Source organism: Paenibacillus sp. PsM32 (genome assembly GCF_030433815.1).
In the GTDB taxonomy this organism is placed as follows: domain Bacteria; phylum Bacillota; class Bacilli; order Paenibacillales; family Paenibacillaceae; genus Saccharibacillus; species Saccharibacillus kyungheensis.
In genome coordinates this window covers 41,159-59,628 of the sequence record NZ_JARUWY010000017.1, presented here as the reverse complement: position 1 = coordinate 59,628, position 18,470 = coordinate 41,159, and the positions used below count along the sequence as shown (strand labels likewise).

At 39.3% G+C, this 18,470-nt stretch carries 16 protein-coding genes and 1 rRNA gene; 16 read left to right on the top strand and 1 reads right to left on the bottom strand.

What is annotated here, in order from left to right; genetic code table 11:
* Positions 1–97 precede the first annotated feature (97 nt).
* A 5S ribosomal RNA gene (gene rrf, locus QCD85_RS21885) occupies positions 98–214 on the top strand.
* Positions 215–577: 363 nt separating this feature from the next.
* Here the strand turns inward: rrf and serS are convergent.
* Positions 578–1,861 carry a serine--tRNA ligase gene (serS, locus tag QCD85_RS21880; protein ID WP_301263877.1) on the bottom strand — a complete coding sequence of 428 codons (1,284 nt, stop codon included), beginning with the start codon at positions 1,859–1,861 and terminating at the stop codon, positions 578–580.
* A gap of 867 nt (positions 1,862–2,728) precedes the next feature.
* On the opposite strand from serS, the gene QCD85_RS21875 reads away from it, so the two are divergent.
* From QCD85_RS21875 to rlmB, 15 genes are all read left to right on the top strand, one after another.
* On the top strand, positions 2,729–3,190 hold the full coding sequence (locus QCD85_RS21875; protein WP_204827244.1) for a CtsR family transcriptional regulator: 462 nt from the start codon (positions 2,729–2,731) through the stop codon (positions 3,188–3,190).
* A gap of 27 nt (positions 3,191–3,217) precedes the next feature.
* Positions 3,218–3,742, top strand: a complete 525-nt coding sequence (locus QCD85_RS21870; protein ID WP_273616361.1) for a UvrB/UvrC motif-containing protein — start codon at positions 3,218–3,220, stop codon at positions 3,740–3,742.
* Positions 3,743–3,755: 13 nt separating this feature from the next.
* Positions 3,756–4,829, top strand: a complete 1,074-nt coding sequence (locus QCD85_RS21865) for a protein arginine kinase (protein ID WP_204827245.1) — start codon at positions 3,756–3,758, stop codon at positions 4,827–4,829.
* A 20-nt stretch (positions 4,830–4,849) separates the two neighbouring features.
* On the top strand, positions 4,850–7,345 hold the full coding sequence (gene clpC, locus QCD85_RS21860) for an ATP-dependent protease ATP-binding subunit ClpC (protein ID WP_273613677.1): 2,496 nt from the start codon (positions 4,850–4,852) through the stop codon (positions 7,343–7,345).
* Positions 7,346–7,543: 198 nt separating this feature from the next.
* Positions 7,544–8,911, top strand: a complete 1,368-nt coding sequence (gene radA / locus QCD85_RS21855; RefSeq protein ID WP_204827247.1) for a DNA repair protein RadA — start codon at positions 7,544–7,546, stop codon at positions 8,909–8,911.
* 12 nt (positions 8,912–8,923) lie between these two features.
* The gene (gene disA, locus QCD85_RS21850; RefSeq protein WP_204827281.1) at positions 8,924–10,000 is read left to right on the top strand and encodes a DNA integrity scanning diadenylate cyclase DisA; all 1,077 of its coding nucleotides are present in this window, start codon (positions 8,924–8,926) and stop codon (positions 9,998–10,000) included.
* Positions 10,001–10,055: 55 nt separating this feature from the next.
* Positions 10,056–10,766, top strand: coding sequence for a CDP-diacylglycerol--serine O-phosphatidyltransferase (pssA, locus tag QCD85_RS21845; RefSeq protein ID WP_069328328.1), 711 nt, complete (start codon positions 10,056–10,058; stop codon positions 10,764–10,766).
* Between the two features lie 105 nt (positions 10,767–10,871).
* On the top strand, positions 10,872–11,864 hold the full coding sequence (locus QCD85_RS21840; RefSeq protein WP_301263876.1) for a PIN/TRAM domain-containing protein: 993 nt from the start codon (positions 10,872–10,874) through the stop codon (positions 11,862–11,864).
* Between the two features lie 127 nt (positions 11,865–11,991).
* Positions 11,992–12,690, top strand: a complete 699-nt coding sequence (gene ispD / locus QCD85_RS21835) for a 2-C-methyl-D-erythritol 4-phosphate cytidylyltransferase (protein WP_301263875.1) — start codon at positions 11,992–11,994, stop codon at positions 12,688–12,690.
* Entirely contained in the window at positions 12,687–13,166 is a 480-nt protein-coding gene (ispF, locus tag QCD85_RS21830; protein ID WP_273613674.1) for a 2-C-methyl-D-erythritol 2,4-cyclodiphosphate synthase, read from the top strand. The genes ispD and ispF overlap by 4 nt, the downstream gene beginning before the upstream one ends.
* Before the next feature lie 39 nt (positions 13,167–13,205).
* Positions 13,206–14,666 (top strand): glutamate--tRNA ligase, encoded by a 1,461-nt coding sequence (gene gltX / locus QCD85_RS21825; protein WP_301263874.1) that lies wholly within the window; start codon positions 13,206–13,208, stop codon positions 14,664–14,666.
* A 463-nt stretch (positions 14,667–15,129) separates the two neighbouring features.
* The gene (cysE, locus tag QCD85_RS21820) at positions 15,130–15,774 is read left to right on the top strand and encodes a serine O-acetyltransferase (protein ID WP_273613672.1); all 645 of its coding nucleotides are present in this window, start codon (positions 15,130–15,132) and stop codon (positions 15,772–15,774) included.
* Between the two features lie 61 nt (positions 15,775–15,835).
* Positions 15,836–17,233 (top strand): cysteine--tRNA ligase, encoded by a 1,398-nt coding sequence (cysS, locus tag QCD85_RS21815; protein ID WP_301263873.1) that lies wholly within the window; start codon positions 15,836–15,838, stop codon positions 17,231–17,233.
* A complete protein-coding gene (locus QCD85_RS21810; RefSeq protein ID WP_273613670.1) occupies positions 17,230–17,682 on the top strand; it encodes a Mini-ribonuclease 3 in 453 nt (150 codons plus the stop codon). Before cysS ends, QCD85_RS21810 begins: the two co-directional genes overlap by 4 nt.
* Positions 17,683–17,714: 32 nt before the next feature.
* Positions 17,715–18,467 (top strand): 23S rRNA (guanosine(2251)-2'-O)-methyltransferase RlmB, encoded by a 753-nt coding sequence (gene rlmB, locus QCD85_RS21805; RefSeq protein WP_274171827.1) that lies wholly within the window; start codon positions 17,715–17,717, stop codon positions 18,465–18,467.
* Positions 18,468–18,470: the final 3 nt, after the last annotated feature.

The following is an 18,470-nucleotide window of genomic DNA, read 5'->3' as shown; positions in this document are numbered from 1 at the left end:
TGACCAATACTAATCGGTCGAGGGCTTATCCAAATAAGCTAACACGCGATGGTTTTCGTTTTCGGATTCAGTTTTCAGGGAGCAACACACCTGCACGTTTGGTAATGATGGCGGAGGGGTTCCACACGTACCCATCCCGAACACGACCGTTAAGCCCTCCAGCGCCGATGGTACTTGGACCGCAGGGTCCTGGGAGAGTAGGACGTTGCCAAGCAACGCGCAAGACCTAAAGAGTGATTCCTGATTGTAGGAGTCGCTCTTTTTTTGTTCTAATTATTTTTTATACATTGTAATTCTCTTTCATAATAAGTAGATACTTGTTTGGCAGAGTTTTAAGACAATTATTAAAATAACTAAATTAGTCGAAATACATAAAAAAGAACACTTCTTTTGAGCAAAAGAAGTGTTCTTTTATTTATATGTTATTTTGTATGATTCTGTTTTTTACATATAGGATTTGTTTTATAGATGTAGATCTATTGATTCCGCTATTTCACCTAATTAAATTGTTACACTTAAATAAACATGAAGATCGTTTTTAAAAGATAATTATGAAGTTATTACAAGGTATAAATATTTATAGTTGCTCTTTGTGATTTAAATAAGGTCGAAGTGCCACAGGGATATAGATACTTCCATCTTCACGTTGATGATTTTCTAGCAAAGGGATCAGTATACGCGGTGAAGCTACAGCTGTGTTGTTAAGAGTATGACAATACTGAAGCTGTCCCTCGTGATCTCTATAACGTATATTAGCTCGTCTAGCTTGAAAGTCATGGATATTAGAAGAAGAGTGAGTCTCACCATAACTTTGTCTGCTTGGCATCCATGTCTCAATATCATATTGTTTGTAGGTTTTTTGAGACATATCGCCTGTACATACGGCTACTACTTGATAAGGAAGTTCTAGCAATTGAAGTAATTCTTCTGCATTTGCTGTGATCTCTTGATGAATTTGCTCAGATATCTCGGCATTAGCTTCACAAAAGATAACTTGTTCGACTTTAGCGAATTGATGAACTCTATAAAGTCCTCGTACATCTTTACCGGTTGATCCTACTTCACTTCGGAAATTTTGAGAAACTGCTGCTAAACGAATAGCACCTTGAGACAGATCAATGATCTCATCTTGATAATAAGATACAAGAGCGACTTCAGAAGTTCCTGTTAACCATTTATCTTCGTTCTCTATTTTAAATGTCTGATCAATACCCAAAGGGAAAAAAGCTGTATTACTTAATGCAGAGCCTCTTACCAATGTAGGTACTTCCATAGGAGTATACCCTTTGGCTAGTAGTGTATCTAAAGCAAGTTGTTGAACCGCTCTGTGTAATAGAGCACCTGTACCTGTTAAATAGTAATTGCGGCTCCCTGCTGTTTTGACTCCTCTTGTAATATCTATCATCTGATGGATTTCGCCTAGTTCGATATGATCTTTAAAAGAAAATGCAAACTGTTGTGGTGTTCCCCATGTACGAATAACGATATTATCTGCGTCTGATTGACCGATCGGAGTATCTGGAGAAACATAGTTGGGGACTAATTCCATCAATCGAGCATACTGTAGTTGAACAGATTGACTGGTTTGTTCCAATTTCTGAAGTTGTAGATTGATTTGTTTCACCTGGTCTTTAAGCTGGTGGACAGTTTCGGTAGGCAATACCGATTTATTTTGCATATGGCTACTGATTGTCTGTGTTAATTGGTTTCGTTGTTGACGGAGTTGTTCGATTTGTTGCAAGTACTGATTTTTAAGTTGAGCTTTTTCAAGAAGTGCTGCAATAGATATACTTATTTTCTTTTGATCTGCGACCTCTTGTAATGCTGTAGCATGATTTTTAATATACTGGATATCTAACATAAAATAACCGCTCCTTTTTCCTAATATAAAGGTAAAATGCACAAAAAAGCTCCTCATCACTTGGGACGAGGAGCTTTTTGCTCGCGGTGCCACCCAACTTGATCAAATACAGATAGTGTATCTGATCCTCTTAGGTTTCGCGATAACGGGCGAAAACCGTTTAACTTAGGAAATAGCAAGCAGTGACTATTCGCTTATGCTATCTCTTGGCGAAAACGCCTCCAGGTTGGATTCCTTTCGATGGCCGTTTCAATATATTGAATTTGTTGTATTGTAACGTATAGTTAAAAAGAGTGTCAAGGTCTAGTTTTTATCAAAATTAGATATTAGGGGAAACATTATTAGGGGCCAGTCTTTATAAAACTTAAATACTACAAGAATGATATTAAGCCAAATACTTCCAGAACGATATTAAGAATAGTAAACGATAGCAAGAACTATATATTATAAAAACGATATATCATCAGATTATTAATATTTAATTCAATTGCGAAAAACTAAATTCTAAAAAATATGATTTCCTGTATTATATTTTGTTGTAACCCCTTGGCAAATTCTGAAAATATGTTATAATTAATTTAAAGTCAAAGAAAGTCAAAGTCAGCGCGTAGTCAAAGTAATGATGAATACAGTTATTAGATGACGTGAATATGCCTGATGATTTGATGGTAAATAAGATTTATGAACTTTTGATTATAATGATCAGATTATTCATGAATCTATTGTTGTATCATCAAATGCTGTCTTCTTTGGTTTCTTACGATTAGGTTTATGGTTAAGTGATATTTATCTGCTATTTTGAACTTATGATAAATGGGTCAAATTTAGAATAAGTAAATGTTTTAAAACATGATGGAGGAATATACAATGCGTAATATCTCCGACATTATCGAACAATATCTAAAACGAATGCTGCAAGATAGTGGAGAAGGAGCAGTAGAAATACAGCGTAACGATTTAGCTGATCAATTCTCTTGTGTACCTTCGCAGATCAATTATGTAATTAGTACACGTTTTACATTGGAAAAAGGATATCTGGTTGAAAGTAAACGTGGTGGCGGTGGCTATATTCGTATACGGCGTCTTGAATTGCCTGCTCAGGCTATCCTTCATACTCATATTCATGAAAGTATTGGACAGCATATGAGTCAGACAGCTGCTGAAGGTTTACTATACCAGTTGCTAGAAGCTAGAGTGATTTCTAATCGTGAAGCGGAACTGATGCGTGCAGCAGTATGTAGAGATGTTATTTCGATCAAGCTTCCCTACAGGGATGAGATCCGTGCAAGAATGATGAAGGCGATGTTGATTGCATTACTTCGTCCCTAATCATTCGGGAGAAAGGGGCAATACATGATGATTTGTCAAGAATGTCAGGTAAGACCGGCAACTCTTCATTTTACAAAGATTGTAAATGGTGAAAAAAATGAGTTTCATATCTGTGAAACTTGTGCCCGTGAAAAAGGTGAATTGATTCCAGGAACTTCAGGAGGCTTTTCGATTCACAGTCTACTGTCAGGGTTGATGGATTTTGATTCAAGCAGTAAAGGGCAACTCGCCGGTCAATGCAGTGAAGATGTCCATTGTGAAGAATGTGGTATGACATATACTCAATTTCGTAAATTAGGACGATTTGGGTGTAGCTCTTGTTACAAAACGTTTGATAATCAATTAGATCCTCTTTTTAAAAGAGTGCATGGTAGTACTGCTCATGCCGGTAAGCTTCCTAAACGAGGCGGGATCAAAGTAAAAATCAAACGTCAAATGACTGACTTGAAGCAAGAGTTGAAACAGCGTATTGCTGATGAGGAATTTGAAGAAGCCGCACATTTAAGAGATGAAATACGCGAGCTAGAAAAACAAATTTCACAGGAGTCATAAGGAGGAATAACTTATGCCGAATCTCCGTTTTACAGAAAAACCTTTGAGCGATTGGATGCAAAAGGGCGGAGAATATTCGGATGTTGTTATCAGTAGTAGGGTGCGTATAGCCCGTAATCTGATACATCACCCTTTCCCGATTCTGGCAAATATGGAGCAGGCGCAAGAGACACGGAACCAGCTAACAGAAGTGCTAAGTAATGAAGCGCTTCAAGCTCTCGGACCGTTTGAGCCATTGCTTTTGGATGAATTAGAAGATGTAGATCGACAAGTCTTGATGGAAAAACATTTGATCAGTCCGAATTTGCTAAACGACTCCAAAAGTGGAGCTGTTCTGCTAACAGATGATGAATCCGTTAGTATTATGGTCAATGAAGAAGATCATTTGCGTATTCAATGTTTGTATCCAGGCTTTCAATTGCAAGAAGCATGGGAACGTGCTACTCAGATCGATGATGCTTTTGAAGATGTAGTGGACTTTGCTTTTGATGATCGTAGAGGTTATCTTACCAGTTGTCCAACAAATGTAGGTACAGGGCTTAGAGTGTCTGTTATGCTACATTTACCTGCATTAGCTATTATGAATCAGGTAGGTCGTGTATTATCTGCTGTATCTCAAGTAGGGCTCGCTGTACGTGGGTTATATGGAGAAGGTAGTGAAGCGATCGGAAATATTTTTCAAATTTCTAACCAGATTACATTAGGTCTATCAGAAGAAGAGATCATTGATAACTTGCATAGTGTTGTGTTGCAAATGATTGAGTATGAACATCATGCTCGCAGTCGTCTACTCAGTGAATCGAAGTTACGTGTTACAGATCGCATTATGCGTTCGTATGGAATACTGTCTTATGCAACAATGATGGATTCCAAAGAAGCATTTCAACGCATTTCAGATGTGCGTCTAGGCGTAGATCTGGGTCTGATCGACAAAGCTTCGGTTACACAAATGAACGAATTAACGATAATGACACAACCGGGTTTTCTTCAGAAAACATTCGGTGTTAAAATGGGGTCAGGAGAAAGCGATATGTACCGCGCGCAATTGATCCGTAATACATTAAGTAAAGTAAACGTACAAGACTAAACCGTGGAGGTGCTTTAGATATGATGTTTGGTAGATTTACGGAACGTGCGCAAAAGGTTCTTGCGTTGGCACAAGAAGAGGCAGTTCGTTTGGGTCACAATAATATTGGTACAGAGCATATTTTGCTTGGTTTGATTCGTGAAGGTGAAGGCATTGCAGCCAAAGCACTTATCGGTCTAGGTCTTGGACTTGAAAAAATTCAAGATGAGGTTGAATCTCTTATAGGTAGAGGTCAAGAACAACCTACCAATATTGCTTATACACCACGTGCTAAAAAAGTCATCGAACTTTCTATGGATGAAGCTCGTAAATTGGGTCATACCTATGTAGGTACAGAACACATTTTATTGGGATTGATTCGTGAAGGCGAAGGAGTAGCAGCTCGTGTTCTAAATAATCTAGGTATTAGCTTGAACAAAGCGCGTCAACAAGTATTGCAATTGCTTGGTAGTAATGAGGCAGTATCCAGTCATCATGGTACACCAGCAAATGTAAGTACGCCTACGCTAGATAGCCTAGCACGCGATTTGACTGCTATTGCTAAAGATAGTAACTTGGACCCTGTTATTGGACGTAGCAAAGAAATTGAGCGTGTGATTCAAGTTCTAAGCCGTCGTACCAAAAACAATCCAGTGTTGATCGGTGAACCAGGGGTTGGTAAAACAGCAATCGCTGAAGGATTAGCACAAAAAATCATCAACAATGAAATTCCTGAAACATTGCGTGACAAACGCGTTATGACACTAGATATGGGTTCTGTAGTAGCTGGAACTAAATATCGTGGTGAGTTTGAAGATCGTTTGAAAAAAATTATGGATGAGATTCGTCAAGCAGGTAACATTGTACTGTTTATTGATGAGTTGCATACGTTAATCGGTGCTGGTGGAGCTGAAGGGGCTATTGATGCTTCTAATATTTTGAAACCTGCATTGGCTCGTGGTGAACTACAATGTATCGGTGCAACAACACTTGATGAGTACCGTAAATATATCGAAAAAGATGCAGCATTGGAACGTCGTTTCCAACCCATTACTGTAGATCAACCTTCTCCAGAAGAAGCTGTTCAGATCTTAATGGGATTGCGTGATCGTTATGAAGCCCATCACCGTGTAAAAATTACAGATGCAGCTATCGAACAAGCTGTTAAATTGTCTGACCGTTATATTACAGATCGTTTCTTACCGGATAAAGCAATTGATTTGATCGATGAAGCAGGATCTAAAGTAAGATTGAACTCTTATACGATTCCGCCAAATCTTAAACAATTGGAAAGCCGTTTAGAAGATATCCGTAAAGAGAAAGATGCAGCTGTACAAAGTCAAGAATTTGAAAAAGCAGCGGCTTTGCGTGATACAGAACAAAAAATTCGTGAAGAATTAGATACAACGAAAAATCAGTGGAAAGAAAAACAAGGTCGTACCGATTCCGAAGTTACTCCAGAAGATATTGCTGATATTGTAGCTAGCTGGACAGGTATTCCGGTAACGAAATTGAAAGAAGAAGAAACAGATCGTCTGTTGAATATGGAAGATCTATTGCATCAACGTGTAATCGGTCAAGATGAAGCTGTTATCGCTGTCAGCCGTGCGATTCGTCGTGCTCGTGCTGGATTGAAAGATCCTAAACGTCCTATGGGTTCCTTTATTTTCTTAGGTCCTACAGGGGTTGGTAAAACAGAATTGGCTCGTGCTTTGGCAGAATCTATGTTTGGCGATGAAAATGCAATTATCCGTATTGATATGTCCGAGTACATGGAGAAACATTCTACTTCACGTCTAGTAGGGGCTCCTCCAGGATATGTAGGATATGAAGAAGGCGGTCAATTGACAGAGAAAGTACGTCGCAAACCGTATTCTGTAGTGTTATTGGATGAGATTGAAAAAGCTCACCCAGAAGTATTTAACATTTTACTACAAGTACTAGAAGATGGACGCCTTACTGATTCTAAAGGACGTGTTGTCGATTTCCGTAATACGTTGATTATTTTGACTTCTAATGTTGGTGCAGATGCGATTCGTCGTAATTCTACACTTGGATTCACCGCTGCTGTTGATTCAGGAGCAGATTACAACAACATGAAGGGCAAAGTAACAGATGAGTTGAAACGTAGTTTCCGTCCTGAGTTCTTGAACCGGATTGATGATACGATTGTATTCCACTCATTGGAACAAAAACATATTGCTGAGATCGTAACATTGATGTCTGAAGAACTTCGCAAACGTCTACGTGAATATGCTGTAGATTTCACTTTGACAGACACAGCTAAAGCATTCTTGGCTAAAGAAGGATTCGATCCTGCTTATGGTGCACGTCCACTACGTCGTGCTATTCAAAAGCATATCGAAGACAAATTGTCTGAAGAATTGCTAACTGGTGGTATTGTTAAAGGTGATACACTGATTATCGATGAAAAAGATGGCGCTTTGACTGTAGAGAAAGTAGCTAAAACAGAAGAGCCTGTAGAGAACGTTTCTATCGATACTACAGAATCAGATGAAGCAAAATCATCTAACTGAGTGTAACTTATTTCATCTAATTTACGTCTAATAAAAGGTTGGTCCTTAAGAGCAGAAATTGCTCCGGGATCAACCTTTTTGATGTTATAATAGAGAAGATGTAGCGCAAAGATGTAAAGTTTACAATATTGTTTTACGATAAAACGTATAGAATGTTAAGCTTATAATAAGTTGACATCAATATAGAGGGAGTTATCCATGGCTAAAGTCAAAACCAAGTTTTTTTGTACAGAATGTGGATATGAATCTCCAAAATGGTATGGTAAATGCCCGGGGTGTCAGTCTTGGAATAGTATGGTGGAAGAAAAAGAAAGCAACGTAAAAACGCAAGGAATGAATTCTTCTTTATTTCAAACCAAGCAGAAACCACAAGCGATTACTGAAATTGAAAGCGGGAAAGAACCGCGTATTCAGACCGGTATCGGAGAGCTTAACCGCGTCTTAGGTGGTGGTGTAGTGCCAGGTTCGCTAGTATTAGTAGGTGGAGATCCTGGTATTGGTAAGTCTACGTTGTTATTACAAACTTCACATGCACTAACACAAGCAGGACTACGTGTTCTTTACGTATCAGGAGAAGAATCTGTAAGACAGACCAAGTTACGTGCAGAGCGACTTGGAGCATTATCTGATCAGTTATTTGTACTGTGTGAAAGTAATATGGATTTGATCGAGGAAGCGATTGATCAATTAGATCCTCATTTTCTAGTGATTGATTCGATACAGACGGTTTATCAACCAGAAGTCACAAGTGCTCCTGGTAGTGTATCGCAAGTACGGGAATGTACATCACGCTTTATGAGAGTAGCCAAGATTCGTGGTGTCGCTACAGTACTTGTTGGACATGTTACCAAAGAAGGTGCTATTGCAGGCCCAAGAATGTTGGAGCATATGGTAGACTGTGTTCTTTATTTTGAAGGGGAACGTCATCATACGTACCGCATATTACGAGCTGTCAAAAACCGCTTTGGCTCAACAAATGAAATGGGTATTTTTGAAATGCATGAAGATGGATTGATCGAAGTCTCTAATCCATCAGAATTATTTATATCAGAACGTTCGATAGGAGTAGCAGGTTCAACAGTTGTAGCTAGCATGGAAGGCACACGTCCTATGCTTGTTGAATTACAAGCTCTTGTTGCTGCAACTCATTTTCCTTCTCCACGGCGGATGGGTACAGGTGTAGATCATAATCGCTTGAGTCTTATTATTGCTGTATTGGAAAAGCGAATGGGGATGTTTTTACAAAATCAAGATGCTTATCTAAACGTAGCCGGTGGGGTTAAACTGGATGAACCTGCGGTAGATTTAGCAATTGCTGTAAGCTTAGCTTCGAGCTTCAAAGACGCTCCAACCAAACCAGATGATGTGATCTTTGGAGAAATTGGATTGACTGGAGAAGTTCGTGGAGTATCTCGCGCAGAGCAGCGTGTGAAAGAAGCAGCAAAATTAGGATTTAAACGAGTGATTTTACCAGAAAAAAGTCTGAAAGGATGGAAGCATCCTAAAGGTATTCAATTAATTGGAGTTAATACGGTAGCAGAAGCATTAAAGGCTGCGTTAGATTAGGGGGACAAGATGATGAAAGAACTCGGTCAGCTTGAGAAGATGAATAATTTGTTGAAGATGGTTGCACCTGGCACTGCTTTTCGAGATGGCTTGGAAAATGTATTGCGTGCCAAAACAGGAGCATTGATTGTGGTTGGTTATAGCCCGCAAGTTAGAGAAGTTGTCGATGGAGGATTCTCAATTGACTGTGATTTTTCACCAAACTACTTGTATGAACTTGGTAAAATGGATGGAGCGATCATTTTAAGTGATGATCTAAAACGTATTTTATATGCGAATACGCAGTTGATTCCTGATTCTTCGATCTCATCGTCAGAAACAGGGATTCGACATCGTACAGCAGAACGTGTAGCCAAGCAAACCGGAGAACTTGTTATTTCAATTTCACAGCGTCGGAATATTATTACGCTATATCAGGGTAATCTTAGATATGCACTAAAAGAAATTGGTGTTATTTTGACAAAAGCCAATCAAGCGATTCAGACGTTAGAACGGTACCGAGCTGTATTGAGTCAATCTTTCACGAATTTGACTGCATCTGAATTTGAACAGTTAGTTACGATTACCGAAGTTGCAGGTGTGGTTCAACGCGTAGAAATGGTATTGCGTATTCAGACAGAGATTCGCCGCTATGTCAACGAATTAGGTGTTGAAGGTCGCTTGATTACGATGCAAATGGAAGAACTGATCGGAAATACAGAAGAAGAGTTTGTATTATTGTTAAAAGACTATGGTCGGGATACTAGCGAAGAACGTCTCAACGAAATTACAAACAGTCTTAAACGAACTACTGAAAATGAATTGTTAGATATTACTCAGATTATTAAGTTGTTGGGATATCCAACAGCAGCGGCTCAATCCGAAGAAGTGATTGCTTCTAAAGGATATCGTGTACTTAGTAAAATTCCACGTTTGCCTAATGTGATTATCCATAATTTGGTGGAACGGTTTGGAGCATTGCATCATGTGATTGCCGCTAGTATTGATGATCTGGATGAAGTAGAAGGTATCGGTGAAGTACGCGCACGGACGATTCGAGCAGGTTTGCATCGTATCCAAGATCAAGTATTCATTGACAGACAAATTTAATTTAGCTACAATCGTGAGATGAACTGGTTAATATATCCATCTTTGAGGTGAAAAAATGATAACAAAGTCAATTCCAAACATTTGTACACTATTTAACTTATGTCTTGGAATGGTAGCTATTCTAATGGCACTGAATGATAATTACAGTCTTGCCGCCATTATGATTATAATAGCGATGTTGATGGACGGTCTGGATGGTCGTATGGCACGCGCACTTAATGCGCAAAGTGAGTTTGGAAAAGAATTGGATTCATTGTCTGATCTAGTTTCTTTTGGTGTAGCACCTATTATCATTATGTACGATATAGCATTTAAAGAATTAAATCCGGTATTAGCGATTTCGGCATCTTTAATTTTTCCTATGTGTGGAGCACTTCGTCTAGCAAGATTTAATGTACGTGCGGGAGTTCCTGGTTATTTTACAGGATTACCTATCCCAGCAGCTGGTGGTGTATTAGCTACCTTGTCTTTATTTCATAATGATGTGACTACACCGTATATGATCATAAGTACTATTTTATTGTCGTATTTGATGGTAAGTCGTGTACGCTATCCTAATTTCAAAAAAGCAGGTATTCCACGTAAAGCTTTATGGTTGGCTCCTTGGGTGATTATTGCTGCTGTATTTATCGCAGTCATGTTTCCTAATCAGGTATCCAAATTGATTTTTGTACCGTTAGCTTTATATGCATTGTTAGGCGTGAAGCAAAGTATAGATCGTCTGATACGTCGTCGTTCTAAAAAAGAAAAAGAATCGCTTCGATAAACCGTTACAGCACATGTTATGCTTAAAAGCATTTATTTCTCTACTTCCCGGGAAATGAATGCTTTTTTTCATGGAAAAAATAGATTATGTAAGGAGATTACAAGCATGTGGCAACAATTAATAGGATTTCCAAAAGGTTGGATTGAAGAACAAGAAGGTATGAAAGAACTATGGATTAGTCTCGCTGTTATCGTAATTATGTTGGCTGTTGCTGTACTTAGTGTACGTAAATTAGTGCATTTTGTAGAATGCACCAAAAACCATCTATTAACTGTACCGATCTCGTTAATGATTACAGGAACGAGTGGGCTTGCGATAGGTCTACTGCTTGGATTACTTAGTTCATTTATTATGTTATGGCTAGGAAGTATAGGAGAGATTATTCGAGCGATTTTGATGACCATTTTAGGTTATGTTGGATTGCGAATAGGAATTACCAAAAGCGAAGATATTCTTTCTTTTTGGAAACATGAATCTCCTGCCGAACCATTACTATCTTCGATGAGCAAAATAATCGATACCAATATAGCGATAGACGGAAGAATTATAGAATTATGTCAGGATGGATTTATCGAGGGCTCAGTACTGATACCGGATTTTATATTACATGAACTACAATTGCTTGCAGATTCTTCAGATATGTTACGTCGTCATCGAGGAAAAAGAGGACTTGAAGTGATCGCTCATTTGCAACAACTAGAACAGGTAAAAGTCATTATCCAAAATACCCAATACCCAGAGACAGAGCCTACAGATAACAAGTTGCTTCGATTGGCTTTGGACACATCGGCTACCTTAATTACCAACGATAGCAATCTACAACAACTGGGTCATCTCCAGCATATCCACGTGTTGAATCTGAATACCCTTGCTTCGATTATGAAGCCTATTCTGCGTGCAGGACAAATTGTAACAACAGCGATTATCAAATCTGGTAAAGAAGCAGGGCAAGGTATCGCTTATCTGGATGATGGAACAATGATTGTGGTAGAAGATAGCCAATCCTATATCGGACAAGAATGTGAAGTGATCGTGACCAGTGTATTACAAACAGCGAATGGAAAAATGGTTTTTGCCAAGTTACATCGTTCTGAATAAGCTACGATTCAGAGACAATTCCTTTTAATTGTTGTGCTGTACCTATAGACGGGTATATTATTAAGGAATGGAGTTTGGCACTTTGATAGGATTAAAAGTGCAGGACAGTAGGCTAAGGATGGGGATTATGGAAAATAAAGCGGGTGTGATAGTTGTTGCCGCGGGTAAAGGTTCACGGATGGGCACAACAGAGAGCAAACAATATCTAAGGCTGCAAAATAAGCCGATCCTGATACATACACTGGAAGTCTTTGAACACTCATCAATTATTGATGAGATTGTAATAGTAACAGGTAAAGACGATGTACAGCGTTGTGAGGATTGGATCAAAGAGTATGGACTGACCAAAGTGAAAAAAGTGGTGGCTGGAGGTTACGACCGTCAGGAATCTGTTGCTAATGGTCTACAGTTTATACACTCTGATTGGATTATGGTGCATGATGGCGTACGCCCTTTTATAACAGAAGAGCAGATTATGAACTGTTATCATAGTGCAGTGACTTCAGGAGCATCTGTCTTAGCTGTACCGGTCAAAGATACGATCAAGCAGGTGGATCAACAGAAGCATATCGTAAATACACCGGATCGTAGTCAGTTATGGGCCATTCAGACACCGCAAACGTTTCGTAGTGCCGATCTTCAGCAAGCACACCAACAAGCACAAGATGAAAATTTTCGCGGTACAGACGATTCGATGCTGATCGAGCGAATGGGTGTGACGGTAGCTGTGGTAGAAGGCAGTTACGAAAATATCAAAATCACCACACCAGATGATCTGGATTATGCGTCGTATGTATTGCAACGTAGGGGAGAGAAAATAGAATGATTCGTATTGGACAAGGATTCGATGTACACCAGCTTGTAGAAGGAAGAGATTGTATTATCGGAGGAGTTACACTTCCTTATGAAAAGGGATTGTTAGGTCATTCTGATGCAGATGTGTTATTACATGCGATTACAGATGCTGTATTAGGTGCATTAGCAATGGGAGATATCGGTAAGCATTTTCCAGATACTGATCCTGAATTTAAAGATGCAGATAGCTTGAAATTGCTTAACCATGTATGGGCGCTTATTCGTGAACGAGGATATCGTTTGGGAAATATCGACGCAACCATTATTGCTCAAAAACCTAAAATGGCTCCATATATTCCGCAAATGGTAGAAATCATTGCAAAAGCTTTGGAAGCTGAAATTGACCAAGTGAATGTCAAAGCGACAACGACAGAACAACTTGGATTTGCAGGTCGTGGCGAAGGTATTGCTGCACAAGCAGTGGTATGCTTAATCAAAGAATCATAATAAATATGAGTTGCAATAGATTGAAGGAGGAAATAACAAATGACTAACGAAATTCGAGTACGGTATGCACCAAGTCCAACAGGACATTTACACATCGGAAATGCACGTACAGCATTATTCAACTATTTATTTGCTCGCAGTCAAGGTGGCAAATTTATTATAAGAATTGAAGATACAGATATCAAACGTAATATCGAAGGTGGCGAAGAAAGCCAGCTGACGTATTTGAAATGGTTAGGTATGAACTGGGATGAAAGTATTGATGTAGGCGGCGACTATGGCCCTTACCGTCAGACAGAACGTCTAGATATCTATCGTGAATACTGGCAAGACTTGCTAGATCGTGGTCTGGCATACAAATGTTATTGCACAGAAGAAGAATTAGAGCAAGAACGGGAAGAACAAATTGCACGTGGAGAGAATCCTCGTTACTCTGGTAAACACCGTGATCTAACAGACGAACAACGTGCTGCTTTTGAAGCAGAAGGTAGAGTTGCAAGTATTCGTTTCCGTGTACCTGAAAATAAAACATTTACATTCGATGATATCGTTAAAGGTGAAATTTCATTTACAACCGAAGATACAGGCGATTTCGTTATCGTTAAAAAAGACGGTATTCCTACGTATAACTTTGCTGTAGCTGTAGATGATCATTTGATGAAAATCTCTCACGTGCTACGCGGAGAAGATCATATTTCCAACACACCACGTCAATTGATGATCTATGAAGCTTTGAATTGGGAAGCTCCTGTTTTCGGACATATGACTTTAATCGTGAATGAGAATCACAAAAAATTAAGTAAACGTGATGAGTCGATTATTCAATTTATCGAGCAATATGATAATTTGGGTTATTTGCCAGAAGCAATGTTCAACTTTATTGCTTTGCTAGGTTGGTCTCCAGAAGGCGAAGAAGAAATTTTCTCTCGCGAAGAATTGACCAAGATCTTTGATGCTAAGCGTCTATCGAAAAGTCCGGCTGTATTTGATACACACAAATTGTCTCATTTGAACAATCTGTATATCAAAAATGCAGATACCGACCGTATCACAGCACTGGCTATTCCTCATTTACAAAAAGCAGGACGTTTGCCAGCAGAACTAAGTGAAGAACAGCAACAATGGGCACATGATCTTGTGGCATTGTATCAGGAACAGATGACTTCTGCTTCAGATATTGTTGAGTTATCTGAAGTGTTTTTCCGCAGTCATTTGCAAATGGATCATGAAGCTCAAGTGATTGTGGGAGAAGAGCATGTAAGTACAGTGCTTAGTGCGTTATTGGAAAAAATCAAAGCTTCCGAAGAGTTCAGTCCTACTCGTGCAGCAGCATTGATCAAAGAAGTACAAAAAGAAACAGGATTTAAAGGCAAACAACTATTTATGCCGATTCGTGTAGCATTAACAGGTGAAATGCATGGACGTGATCTTAACCATACGATCTACCTTTTAGGACGTGATCGTGTAATTGAACGTCTAGCTTCTCAAATAAAAGGCTAAATGGTGAACAGACTGTATTGTCTAATCGCATAGAGTTCGTTATAATGATGACCTGAGAATAATTGTTGTATACCTATAAATAGCGATGATCAGGAAAAGTAAAATGATATTGTAAATCCCAGAGACGATGATCGGGTTAGATAATACTATTATCTAATGTTGGCTGGAAATCATCTATTTACAAACATTTGAATATGCACCTGTGAGCTGTATATTTGAACCATATTTGCCATCTTTTATCCGTATTGATGAAAAGATAGCAAACGATGAAGTAAAGTATACCGGTCGTTCCTCGTTAAGGAACATGATAAGTAGAGTTCGTCTGTATATGTATTCGTCTTTTTACAAAAGCGGATAAAAGACAAGCTCAAGCAGAGTGGAACCGCGTCAATTCACGCCTCTGCAGCCTCTAAGGGGCTGTGGGGGCGTTTTTTAATGAAGCGCAAGTTAAAGGGGAAACGTAATGCTGAAAAATATGCGATCTGATATACAAGCTGTTTTTGACAATGATCCAGCAGCACGTAGCTGGTTTGAAGTGATTTTTACGTATTCCGGATTACACGCGATTTGGTGGCATCGGATAGCTCATGCTTTTTATCGTCGAGGTTGGTTTACAGTCGCACGTACACTGTCACAATGTAGTCGCTTTATGACAGGGATTGAGATTCATCCAGGTGCTACGATTGGAGAAAGATTATTTATTGATCATGGTATGGGTGTAGTCATAGGGGAAACGTGTGAGATCGGTAATGATGTGTTGATCTATCAAGGAGTCACATTAGGTGGAACAGGGAAAGAAAAAGGTAAACGTCATCCTACCATTGGCAACAATGTGGTCATAGGATCAGGCGCTAAGATTCTGGGTTCTTTTAAAGTAGGCGATCAAAGTAATATCGGTTCTAATTCGGTCGTTCTTCGTGAAGTTCCTCCAGACAGCACTGTGGTAGGGATTCCGGGCAAAATTGTCCGTCAAAATGGAAAACCTGCTGATCGTTTAAGACATCAAATGCCAGATCCTATTACAAGTAAACTCAATGAATTACAATCCGAGATTGATCAATTACGCAAACAGTTAGCTACCTGTGAAGCAGAGATCAAAAAAGAATAATTTCTACTTCTGCAAAGAATTCGATAAGTACTAGAGCACCATATACGAAAGGGATGACAGTATGGCATTGCAAATATATAACACGATGAGCCGTATGAAAGAAGAGTTTGTTAGTATCACACCAGGAGAAATTAAAATGTATGTATGCGGACCTACCGTATATGACTATATCCATATTGGCAATGCAAGACCGATGATCTTTTTCGATGTTGTACGTAGCTATTTGGAAAATCAGCAGTACAAAGTGAATTATGTAGTTAACTTTACAGACGTAGATGATAAATTAATTCGCAAAGCAGAAGAGCTAAACACAACAGTAGCGGATGTAGCAGAACGTTTTATTGCTGCGTACTTTGAAGATTTAGAAGGATTAGGCATTCGTCATGCCACCATGCATCCTCGAGTGACTGAGAATATGGATATCATTTTAGAATTTATTCAGAGTCTTGTGGATAAAGATTATGCATATGCCAAAGAGGGCGATGTTTATTTCCGTACTCGTAAATTTGCAGACTATGGTAAATTATCGCATCAGAAGCTAGATGAGTTACAATTCGGGATCCGAGTTGAAGTGGATAAACGCAAAGAAAATCCAGAAGACTTTGTATTATGGAAAGCTGCTAAGCCAGGTGAAGTATCTTGGGAAAGTCCATGGGGAGCAGGTAGACCGGGCTGGCATATCGAGTGTTCTGCAATGGCACGTCATTATTTGGGAGATACACTTGATATTCATGGTGGCGGACAAGACTTACAGTTCCCGCATCACGAGTGCGAATGCGCTCAATCTGAAGCAGTTACAGGCAAGCCACTTTCAAATTACTGGATGCACAATGGATTTATTCGTATAGACGATGAGAAAATGTCCAAATCATTAGGTAACGGTATTTTGGTAAAAGATTTGCGTAAAGCACACAAACCAGCAGCGATTCGTTACTTTATGTTATCTACGCATTACCGTAATCCATTGAACTACAATGCAGATACAATCCAACAAGCTGAAAACAGTGTAGATCGTATTGCGAATGCTGTAAATAATGTAAAACATCGCTTGTCTGCTTCGGATCAAGCTTCACCAGTAGAAGCAAGCCTAGCTAAGCGTTTGACAGAAATTCGTCAGTTATTCCATGAGAAAATGCAAGATGATTTCAACACACCGGATGCGATTACAGCTATTTTCGAATGGGTGAATGAAGCTAATTTATTATTGCAAAAAGAAGTAGTTGCCAAAGCTGCGCTTGAAGCATTGCTAGAATTGTTTAATGAAATGAATGAAGTGCTACGTATTTTCTGGCAAGAAGAAGAATTGGTAGATGCTGATATTGATCAGTTAATTACAGAGCGTGTAGAAGCTCGTCAAAATAAAAATTGGGCACGTGCGGATGAGATTCGTGACTTATTATCTGCGCAAGGGATCATGTTGGAGGATACTCCACAAGGCATGAGATGGCGCCGCAAATGAGTGAAGAATCATTGAATCCAGCTCAATCTAAAAGTAATGAAGGTTGGTTTAGCTTCGATCCGTCCAAACCGATAGAACAGCTTCCACCGCTAGCTCTAGCGTATATGGGCGATGCTATTCATGAAGTAGCGATAAGACAATATCTGTTATCTGGCAAAAACTTGCGTCCGCATCATTTACATCGCGCTTCAACAAGCTTTGTATCGGCGGGCGCGCAAGCCAAAATACTGGCACATCTAGAACCAACGTTAACTGAAACTGAAAGCAATGTCGTACGTCAGGGGCGAAATGCCAAATCAGGTACTATTCCTAAAAATGCCAGTGTGATTGATTATCGGTATGCGACAGCATGGGAGTGTCTTTTGGGTTATCTATATTATAAAGGTGAACATGCACGTATGGAGCAATTGATCACTGAAGGAATCCGTCATCTGGAAAAACAGTCCTGATACGGATGTATACAACATTAGGAGGAAACAGTATGGAAGAAGAGTATATTGCCGGTAAGCATTCAGTAACAGAAGCTTTACGTGCCGGACGAAGTATTAATAAAATTTGGATTGCAGAAGGATCGCAAAAAAATCTAACACAACCTATCCTGACTGAAGCTAAGAAAAAAGGAATCGTTGTACAGTTAGTAGATAAGCGCAAATTAGATACACTTGTACCTGATGTACAACATCAAGGCGTAATTGCTCAAGCAGCTCCTTATGAATATGCAGAAGTGGAAGATCTTCTTCAAGCAGCCAAAGACAAAAATGAAGCACCGTTTTTAATTTTGCTAGATGAAATTGAAGATCCTCATAATCTAGGTTCTATTCTCCGTACCGCAGATTGTACAGGTGTACATGGAGTGATTGTACCTAAGCGTCGCTCTGCTTCTATTACAGCTACAGTATCCAAAACATCAGCCGGCGCAGTAGAGTACGTGCCTGTAGCACGAGTTACTAATTTGGGACAAACGATCGATCGTTTGAAAGAACAAGGTGTATGGGTAGTAGGAACAGATGTAGATACAGAGAGTAGCCTGTATGATACCGATGTATTTACAGGACCTGTTGCTGTAGTGATTGGTAACGAAGGCAAAGGGATGGGCAGATTAATTCGTGAGAAATGCGATGTATTAATCAAGCTACCGATGCAAGGGCAAATCAATTCACTGAATGCTTCTGTAGCAGCAGGTGTAGTAATGTATGAAGTGTTGCGTCGCAGACAATCTTTAGGTCAAGGTTAAATG